Genomic DNA, 8,876 nt, shown 5'->3' on the forward strand with positions numbered 1-8,876 from the left:
GGCTGCTCGCGGACGGCGAACCCGCCGCCGAGGCGACGGTGCTGCTGGCCACGGAGGCCGGGGGACCCGCCGGCGCGGCCGACGGCCGGCCGCGGGCCGGCGGCGCGGCCTGGGCCGCACCCGCCGACACCGGAGGAAGCGCCGCCGCATACGCCTGGCTGGGGCGGCTGTTGGCCGTCGGGGCGTGGGAGGCCGTCGCGGAGGGGGGCTGGCGGGCGGAGGTGACGCCCGTGCGGGCGTCCGAGTGGTTCGCGATGGTCGACCCGCCGCGCCCCGCCCTCCCGGTCGCCGCGATCGAGGCCGCCGCCGCCGTCTCCCCGACGCGGCCGGGCGCGGAGCCCGCCCCGGTGTGGCGCGCCGACCGGCTGACGCTGGCCGGCGCGGGTGCCGAGGAACCCGTCGCGCTGTGGCTGCCCGCCCCCGACGTGGCCCGGTTCGCCGGCCCCGAGCCCGACGCCCCCGCGCCCGAACTGCACGGCTTCCGCTGGGAGTTGCCCGCCCGATGAACCCGAAACCAGCGCCGGGCGGCCCGGGCCCGATCGAGGTCTGGTGGGCCGCGCCCGGCGACGCCCCGCCGGGCGCCAGCGCGTTGCTCGCCCGCGACGAGCTGGAACGGCTCGACCGCTACCGGCGGCCCGAGCCGGCCCGTCGCTATCTGGCCGGGCGGGCCCTGCTGCGGCTGGCGCTGGGCCGGCGGCTGGGCCTGCCGCCGGCCGAGGTGCCGCTCGACTCCACCTGCCCGGACTGTGGCGGCCCGCACGGCCGGCCCCGACTCCCCGCCGCGTTCGGCCCGTTGACCGCCTCCGTCTCGCACGCCGGCGACCGGATCGGGGTCGCCGTCGGCGACGGCCCGCTCGGCCTGGATGTCGTGGAGCCGGACCCGGGTCTCGACCTGTCGCCGGACGGCGGCCTGCTCGGCCGGGCGCTCGCCCCCGTTGAAGCGGAGAGCCTGCTCGCTCTGCCCCGGAGCGCGCGCCCCGGCGCGTTCGCCACGGTGTGGGCGCGCAAGGAGGCGGTGCTCAAGGCGCTGGGCCTCGGCCTGTCCCTGCCGCCCTGGCGGCTGGTCGTGGCACCGGCCGACGAACCGGCGGAGATCCGTTCCGTTCCACCCCAACTGGAAGCGTCGACAGGCCAGTTGACACTCCGAGACCTGCCGGAGGCCCATCCGGGCGAGGGGTCGGCGCGCGCCCTCGCCCACCGCGCGCGACCGCCGGGAGCGCCGCTTCCCGGCGCGCTGCCACGCGACGGGGCCGCGTTGCTCGCCGCCGTCGACCGGACGAATCCGGCCAGCCCGCCGCAAGCGACGCACCGGGCACCCGGGCTTCACCCGAGCGACGTTGACTCTCCACAGGATGCGCCCATAGGCTGCTGACCCAAGTCGCCAGGCTTACTTCACACGGGGGAACGTGATGGCCTGACAGCGTGCCTGACCAGCTCATTCCCGGGGGCATCCGTCCCCGGACACCCTCCGGTCGGGCTCTCGCGATCTCCCACGTCCTGTCAGGGTGCCCCTGGGGCGCGGCTCAGCGCGCGCCGCCCAGGGCCGGCGATGCCCTGACGCGAACGGGGAATCCTTACGTGTCTGTTCTGGGGAACACCGACGGAGAACGCGCCACACCGCACGACGCCACGGCCGTGGACACCCGCGACGCCCGCAGCGTGGAGCACACCCTGCTCCAGGCGTCCGCGCTGATCGCCACCGCCGCCTCGGCGCGGCGGCGCCAGCCCGCCAGGCCAACCGCCGTCCGCCACCTGTATCCCTCCCAACTGGCCGCCACCGCAGGCCGGTTGATCGACCACGCGGAGCACTTCGTGGTGGTCACCACCGCCGGCCGCCCGGAGTTGACGTCCGTTTTCGCGCCCGGGCTGCGGGCGCTGGAGGCGGCCCGGGCCCGAGGGGTACCGGCGCGCGTCCTGTTAGGCCCGCGCGCGGTGCGCGCCTCCCGCGCGCGCCTGCTGCGCCTGTCCGCCGGCGGCTGCGAAATCCGCGTCGACGCCGGCGAACCACGGGAGATCCTGCTGATCGACGGGGTGCTCGCCCTGATCGTTCCCCCCGCCGAGGCCCCGGGGCAGCGCCCCACCCTGGTGCGTGACCCCTCGATGGTCGGCGTGACCTGCCAACTGCTCAAGGGCACCTGGAACACGGCCCGCCCGCTCCGCGAGTTCCACGGCGCCGTCGCCCGGCTGCGGGCCGAACCGGCCCAGGACGTGCTGAGCTGCCTGCGGGACGGCCTCACCGACGAGGCGGCGGCCCGCAGAATGCGGGTGTCGCTGCGCACCTACCGGCGGAAGGTCGCCCAGATCATGGAGGAGCTGGGCATCACCTCACGGTTCCAGGCCGGCCGCCGCGCGGCCGAGTTGGGCGTTCTGCCCGCCGGCGACCTCTGACACCGCCGGGGCGTCGCGCCGCGCGGCGCGACGCCGCACCGGACAACGCCGCAAGGGATCGACACCGCCAGGGACTCGGAGCGCCGGCGCACCGGGGGACGACCCAAGGGGACTGCCATGCGAACGAACCACCTCTCCACCGCCCACCTCTCCACCGCCCGCCTCTCGTCCGTCGCCAGGTCCCGGGCCGGCACGGCCGTTCCCGGCGGCGACCCGACCGCCGCCGGCCCGGCCCCCGAGGCCGACCGGGCACATGTCGCCCGCGCACCCGAAGCGGCCCGACAGGCCCAGGTGGCCGGCGCGCCCGACGAGGCCGACGACCTGGACTCGGCGCTGGCCGAGGTCAGAACCCTGCTGGAGACCATCGTCAGCCGCCACCGCGACCTGCGCTCCGGCCAGGGCACCATCGTTCCCCTGGCCCCCGACGAGGCCGGCCTGGCCGGCCGGATCGACCGGCTCTGCGGAACGGCGCGGCGCGGCCTCGCCGCCGTGATCGCGCCCGAGGAGGAGCCGGGCCGGCTGATCGGCGACGCCCTGCGCCGGGTCCAGTCGCGACCCGAAGGCGCGCCGCGCGTGCGGGTGTTGCACACCAGGGCGGGCGCGCCGCCCGAACGGGCGCTGCCGGACTCCTGGCGGCGCGCCGCCGTGCCCCCGATGCATCTGCTGCTGGTCGACCGCGCCACCGCGCTGATCCAGGTGGAGTCGCCGCTGGGCCCGCACGCCGCGCAGGTCAGCGAGCCCACGCTGGTGGGCACCCTCCAGTCGCTCTTCGACGGCCTGTGGCGCCGCTCCTCGCCGCTGGCCTCGCCGGAGTTCGACGGCCGGGGCGGCTCCCGGCTGGCCCGCGCGGTGCTGCGGGCGCTGAACGAGGGCGTCACGGACGAGGCCGCCGCCCGCGAGCTGGGCATGTCGGTGCGGACCTACCGCCGCCACGTGGCCGAGATCATGGCGCGGCTCGGCGCGCGCTCCCGGTTCCAGGCCGGGGTGCTCGCCGCCGAGCTGGGTTTGCTCGGCCCGCACGCGCCCCGCTGAACCGGCCCCGCCGGCCCGCCCGGGTGGCCGGTTCCCGCCCCTTTCGTCACCCTGGGGTGAGGCGTGGGCCAGCTCAGGGCAAACCTGTGGTCACCGGGGACCGGAAGCGTCCCAGGCGAACCGAACACCAGGAGGTGACAGGTGGGACGCGTGAGCGCACGGAGCGTGAGGGCGTGTGTCGTGGGCCTGGCCGCCGCCGCGGGCTGCGCCGCGCTGCTCGGCACGCCGGCGGCCGCCCAGCCCGCGACGGAGGGCGCCGAGGGGAACGGGCCCGATGTGATCGCCCATCGGGGCTCGTCGGGGATGGCGCCGGAGAACACCGAGGCCGCGATCGAGCTGGCCATCGAGCAGAACGCCGACTATGTGGAGATCGACGTCCAACGCACCAGCGACGGGCGGCTGGTGAACTTCCACGACTGCACCCTGGAGCGGACCACCGACGTCGAGGAGGTCTTCCCCGGCCGGGACAGCTACCGCGTCTCGGACTTCACCTGGGACGAGCTGCGCCACCTGGACGCCGGCTCCTGGTTCCACGACTCCTACGCGGGCGAGCCGATCGTTCCGCTGCACCGGGTGTTCGCGCTGACCAGCGGCAGGACGCGGGTGCTCGCCGAGATCAGCCCGTGCGAGCAGTACGAGGGGCTGGCGGCCGACCTGGCCGACGCGCTGCTGGACCACCCGGGCGAGGCGGCGGCCAGGACGCGGGACGACCTGGCGGTGCAGTCGTTCGAGATCGACGACCTGCGGGAGTTCCACGCGCTGCTGCCCGACATCCCCGTCGGGTTCCTGGACGCCGAGGTGCCGACCGACGGCGAACTGGCCGACCTGGCCGGCTGGGCCTCCCAGGTCAACCCGCAGTACACCGTCACCGACCAGGCGTTGGTCGACCGGCTCCACGACCTGGGCTTCGACGTCAACGTGTGGACGGTCGACGAGCCGGGCGCCATGCGGCGGATGATCGACCTCGGCGTGGACGGCGTCATCACCGACTACCCGCAGTCGCTCACCCAGCCGTAGCGGGCGGGGCCGGCCCGCCCAGCGCGGCGAGCAGCCGGTCACCCGGCAGCGCCGGCACGGTGTGGCCGCCGAACCCGGCGGTGGTCCGCGCCGCCAGCAGGGAGTTGAGCACCGACTCCTCCACCGCGTCGAGGACCGCCTCGAAGAGCGGGCCCAGCGCGGCGTCCGGCACCGGCGCGCCGCCGGCCGGGCGGGTGCCGAACGCCACGGCGTAGTCGCCGCTGCCGTGGCCGTAGGCCGCGCCCACGCGGGCCAGCGCGAACACGGCGCGGCGCGCCACCCGGGTCAACTGCCGGGCGTCGAGCGGGGCTTCGGTGGCGACGACGATCACGCAGGAGCCGTGCTCGGCGGCCGGCGCGGCGGCCAGGCCGAGCGAGGCCGGCGTCACGGTGCGGCCGAGCACCCGCAGCGCGCCGCCGAAGTTGGCCTGGGTCAGCACGCCCACCGTGACCGGCCGGCCGTCGAGCGCTGGCCGCCGGGACGCGGTGCCGATGCCGGCCTTGAAGCCCAGCGCGACCGTGCCCGTCCCGGCGCCCACGCAGCCCTCGGCCACCGGGCCGCCGGCCGCCCCGTCCAGCGCGGCCCGCACATGCTCCTCGCGCACCGGCCGGGCGCGGATGTCGGACAGCAGGCCGTCGTTGCACTCGCCGACCACCGGGTTGAGGCTGCGCGCCTCCTCGCAGCCGGGGCGCTCCAGCACCCAGCCGACGAGGGCGTCCGCGACGCGGAACGTGGACAGGGTGGAGGTGAGCAGCACCGGGGTCTCCAGCGTGCCGAGTTCGGCGAGCTGGGTGGTGCCGACGAGCTTGCCGTAGCCGTTGCCGGTGAAGACCCCCGCCGGCAACGGCGTGCGCGGGCCGACACCCTCGGGGACGACGGCGGTGACCCCGGTGTGCACGTCGGGCTCCCGGCGCACGGTGGTGTGGCCGACGCGCACGCCCGGCACGTCGGTGATCGCGTCGAGCGGCCCGGGGGCGAGGCCCCCGACGACCAGCCCGAGGTCACGGGCGCGGGGTCGGGGCTCGGGTCGGCGTTCCATGTCCCGGACCCTACGCCCCCGCGCGGACGTGGCAGATCAGCCCAGCAACCCGGCGACCCCGTTCCGCAGTTGGGGCAGCATGTCGTGGAAGATGCCCGGGCACAGCGTGTTGCCGAAGTCCATGTGCCCGTAGATCTCGTAGGGGTCGATGCCGTACTGGTAGGCGGCGTGCGCGCAGAGCTGGACCAGCGCGTTCCACTGCGCGGCCGGCGGGGTCGCCCCGTCGTGGTAGGCGCCCTCGTTGGCTATCCCGATGCCGACGTCGTTCTGGCCCGAGGTGTGGGCGCCCAGCACGAAGCTGCTGCCGCCGCGCAGCGTGGCCAGGCTGCGGTGCCGGCCCTCGGTGATGTAACCGCCCCGGCTGACCAGGAAGTTGTAGCCGGTGTCCACCCAGCCGTTGCCGTCCATGTGGAGGTCCTGGACCCACCGGCTGTGGGCGTGCGCCCGGGCGCGGGAGTAGTCGGTGGAGTTCTCGCTCACGGTGTGGTGCACGATGATCATGCTGGGCGTGTAGTTGAGCGTGGAGATCGAGCCGGCGGGCGAGCGCGCGCCCCAGGTGGCGGTGGAGTCGATGGGCGGCTCGGCCACCTGGGCTCGGGATGACTCCGAGGACGAGGACCGCTGGGCGGCGTGGGCGACGCCGGGAACGGCGGCGGCCGCGCCGATGCCGGCTGCGGCGGTGAAGAGCGCTCGACGTCCGACGGTGAAGTCACGTGCCATGGGGGGACTCCTTGGCTGTTCGGCGGGACGTGGGGGTGCGGGTGGGGGGGAGGGAATGTGCGGCGGGGCCGGCGTCGCCACCGGCCCCGCCGCAGGAGGGAGCGGACCAACAACCGCGTCAGGGCGTGTTGTTGGCCAGCGCCAGCAGCCGCTCCCTGGACCCGTTGAACTTGTTGCGGTCGACGTCACCGGAGACGCCGCCGACCCGCCCGGTGGAGGTGTACTGCCAGACCGTCCAGGTGGGGAAGCCGGCCGGGATGGTCGGGCTGCCCGTCGTCCAGTGCGCCACCCACAGCGGGGCCTTGGCGGACATCCCCGACCAGTTCCCGGTGCAGGAGTTCCACCAGCTGGCGGTCGTGTAGATCACGATGTCGCGCGTGGTCCGCGACTTGTAGGTGTTGTAGAAGTCGTTGATCCAGGTGCGCATCTGGGTCTGGCTCAGGCCGTAGCACATCGCGCCGTAGGGGTTGTGCTCGATGTCCAGCACGCCGGGGAGCGTGAGGTTGTCGCGTGACCAGGCGCCGCCGTTGGTGGCGAAGTAGTTGGCCTGGGTGGCGCCGTTGGACACGTCGGGGCGGGCGAAGTGGTAGGCGCCCCTGATCACGCCGGCGCCGTGGGCGGCCGGGTAGTTGGTGTTGAAGCGCGAGTCCTTGAAGCTGGTGCCCTCGGTCGCCTTCATCCAGGCGAACTGGATGCCGGCGCTGCGCACCGAGGTCCAGTTGATGGCGCCCTGCCAGTGGGAGACGTCGATGCCCTGGACGCCGGTGGTGTCCATCGGCGTCAGCGACAGCTCGGCGTCCTCCAGCGCCCGGCCCTCGTGGATCGCGGTTCCCGCGCCCATGAACGCCTCGCCCTCCGCCAACGTGCCGACGGCCGCCGGGATCTCACTCGGCCCGGCCGGCACCTCGGAGGCGGAGGCCGCCGACGGGGTGGTCAGCAGCAGTCCGAACACTGCGGTGAAGACGCCGCCCACGGTGGCCAGACGCCACCGCGCGCGGCGGGTGAGGGATCGTGAGAAGAGCATGACTGACTCCTGAGGCATCGAGGGGATGGTACGGATCAGCTGCACTTGACGAGAGCACGTCAGGTCCCAGTTTACGCACGTAGACCCGGCCCACAGGAAGAGCCTCCGGCGCATCCCACCGGTCTGATCCAGTGAAAAACGCGCTTGCCTGCGCCAACGCGCCCCCGCGTCAGGGAACTTTCACCGCACCGCCACCGGGCGCCGCCCCACCGTTACCATCCGCACCGCGCGCGCCCCGAACCCACCGCGCGTCAACTCCGTCGCGCCGTCCGGCAGATCAGCCCAACAGCTCCGGCGCCAGCCGTTCCAACGCGTCGAGATACGCCCGGAGTTCGGTCAACGGCCGGGGCCCAGCCGGGGCCGCGCCCGTTCCGCCGTCCACCACCGGTCGCCAGCGCCGTCGAACCGCGTGCCCGTCATGATCCCTCCCCTCCACCCACCGCCCGGGGCGGGGCATCGGCACCCTCCACCGCCACTTCCCCACCCGCCAGGACCTGTTGGAGGCGCTGCCGCGCGAACGGTTCGACACCCTGGCGGCGACCGGGCGGGCGCCGCTGGCCGAGCGGCCGCCGAGGGAGGCGCTCACCGAGTGGACCCTCGCGTTCGTCACCGCGACCACCACCTTCCCCGGCCTGACCGGCTGAGGGCCCCTCACCGGCCGGCTTGTCCTCCGCCCGCCCAGCCGCCTACCGTGCGCCGGTGAACGATCTCTCCCACCGCTCGCCCCTCGCCCCCTCGCCCCTCGACCGCTCGCTCTTCGACCGCTCGCTCTTCGACCGTTCCTGGTCGGCGCTGCTCACCGCCGTCGCCGAGACCCCGGACGAGGACTTCGCGCTGCCCTCGGGCTGCGCCGGCTGGCTGGTGCGGGACCTGGTGTGCCATCTGGTGATCGACGCCCAGGACGTCCTGATCACCCTGGCCACCCCGGCCGCCGGCGAGCCCACGGCGAACGCGGACAGCTACTGGAAACTCGTCGAACCCCCCACCGGCGACGACCCGCTCGACGCCCTGATCCCCCGGCTGGCCGCCGCCTACGGCGACCCTGGCCTGCTCAGGTTCCACCTCGACGACGTGGGATCGGCCGCCGGCCGCGCCGCCGCGCTCGCCGACCCGGCCGCCCGCGTCGCCACCCAGGACATGGTGTTGACCGTCGGCGACTACCTCTCCGCCTATGTGCTGGAGTGGACCCTCCACCACCTCGACCTGACCGCCCACCGGCCGGCCGCCGCCCCGCCCCCGGCCGAGGCCCTGGCCGCCGCGCGGGCGGCGCTGGAACGGATCGCTGGCGCCACGTTCCCCGCGTCGCTCCCCGACGCCGCCGCGCTGACCGTCGGCACGGGCCGCCGCCCGCCGACCGCGAGCGAACGGGCCGCCCTCGGCGAACCCCTCGCGGCACGGCTCCCGTTCGTCCTCGGCTGAGCCGCGCCCGCGCGACGGGATGCTCTTACGGATGTCAAGCAGCGGCTCTTAGCGGTTGATCAGGAGTCGTTGCGCGGGTGTTTTGCCTGGTGAGGGCGTGGAAGACGTCTCGGGCGACGTAGCGTTTGAGGCAGCGCATGATCTCCTTCTTCGACATCCCTTCCTTCGTGCGCCGTTCCACGTAGGTCTTGGTTCGCTGGTCCCAGCGCAGGCGGCAGATGACGATGCGGTGCAGAG

At 74.9% G+C, this 8,876-nt stretch carries 9 protein-coding genes and 2 pseudogenes; 7 read left to right on the plus strand and 4 right to left on the minus strand.

What is annotated here, in order from left to right; genetic code table 11:
- The 5 genes and pseudogenes from EBN88_RS30850 to EBN88_RS26290 form a co-directional block, all read left to right on the plus strand.
- Window positions 1–506, plus strand: a pseudogene (locus EBN88_RS30850) (hypothetical protein); the annotation flags it as partial.
- Window positions 503–1,372, plus strand: a complete 870-nt coding sequence (locus EBN88_RS26275) for a 4'-phosphopantetheinyl transferase family protein (RefSeq protein WP_122399540.1) — start codon at window positions 503–505, stop codon at window positions 1,370–1,372. The pseudogene EBN88_RS30850 and the gene EBN88_RS26275, both read left to right, overlap by 4 nt.
- 206 nt (window positions 1,373–1,578) lie before the next feature.
- Window positions 1,579–2,388 carry a hypothetical protein gene (locus tag EBN88_RS26280; RefSeq protein WP_147472856.1) on the plus strand — a complete coding sequence of 270 codons (810 nt, stop codon included), beginning with the start codon at window positions 1,579–1,581 and terminating at the stop codon, window positions 2,386–2,388.
- Window positions 2,389–2,505: 117 nt separating this feature from the next.
- Window positions 2,506–3,420 carry a helix-turn-helix transcriptional regulator gene (locus tag EBN88_RS26285; protein WP_122399542.1) on the plus strand — a complete coding sequence of 305 codons (915 nt, stop codon included), beginning with the start codon at window positions 2,506–2,508 and terminating at the stop codon, window positions 3,418–3,420.
- A gap of 150 nt (window positions 3,421–3,570) precedes the next feature.
- Window positions 3,571–4,437, plus strand: coding sequence for a glycerophosphodiester phosphodiesterase (locus tag EBN88_RS26290; protein WP_233580975.1), 867 nt, complete (start codon window positions 3,571–3,573; stop codon window positions 4,435–4,437).
- Here EBN88_RS26290 and EBN88_RS26295 read toward each other — a convergent pair.
- The 3 genes from EBN88_RS26295 to EBN88_RS26305 all read right to left on the minus strand — a co-directional run bounded on the left by EBN88_RS26295 (window position 4,424) and on the right by EBN88_RS26305 (window position 7,238).
- Complete coding sequence (locus tag EBN88_RS26295; protein WP_122399544.1) at window positions 4,424–5,476, minus strand: P1 family peptidase; 1,053 nt, start codon at window positions 5,474–5,476, stop codon at window positions 4,424–4,426. The two genes, EBN88_RS26290 and EBN88_RS26295, sit on opposite strands and share 14 nt — an antisense overlap.
- 36 nt (window positions 5,477–5,512) lie before the next feature.
- Complete coding sequence (locus EBN88_RS26300) at window positions 5,513–6,196, minus strand: peptidoglycan recognition protein family protein (protein WP_122399545.1); 684 nt, start codon at window positions 6,194–6,196, stop codon at window positions 5,513–5,515.
- 118 nt (window positions 6,197–6,314) lie between these two features.
- Window positions 6,315–7,238 carry a lysozyme gene (locus EBN88_RS26305; protein ID WP_233580976.1) on the minus strand — a complete coding sequence of 308 codons (924 nt, stop codon included), beginning with the start codon at window positions 7,236–7,238 and terminating at the stop codon, window positions 6,315–6,317.
- Between the two features lie 479 nt (window positions 7,239–7,717).
- Here EBN88_RS26305 and EBN88_RS31350 point away from each other — a divergent pair, with 479 nt between their 5' ends.
- Both EBN88_RS31350 and EBN88_RS26315 read left to right on the plus strand, forming a co-directional pair.
- Window positions 7,718–7,864 carry a hypothetical protein gene (locus tag EBN88_RS31350; RefSeq protein ID WP_199742493.1) on the plus strand — a complete coding sequence of 49 codons (147 nt, stop codon included), beginning with the start codon at window positions 7,718–7,720 and terminating at the stop codon, window positions 7,862–7,864.
- 148 nt (window positions 7,865–8,012) lie between these two features.
- A complete protein-coding gene (locus tag EBN88_RS26315; protein WP_233580977.1) occupies window positions 8,013–8,639 on the plus strand; it encodes a maleylpyruvate isomerase N-terminal domain-containing protein in 627 nt (208 codons plus the stop codon).
- A gap of 34 nt (window positions 8,640–8,673) precedes the next feature.
- On the opposite strand, the pseudogene EBN88_RS32165 reads toward EBN88_RS26315, so the two are convergent.
- Window positions 8,674–8,876 (minus strand): annotated as a pseudogene (locus EBN88_RS32165) (IS110 family transposase); the annotation flags it as partial.

The organism is Streptomyces triticirhizae (genome assembly GCF_003696235.1).
GTDB lineage: Bacteria > Actinomycetota > Actinomycetes > Streptomycetales > Streptomycetaceae > Streptomyces > Streptomyces triticirhizae.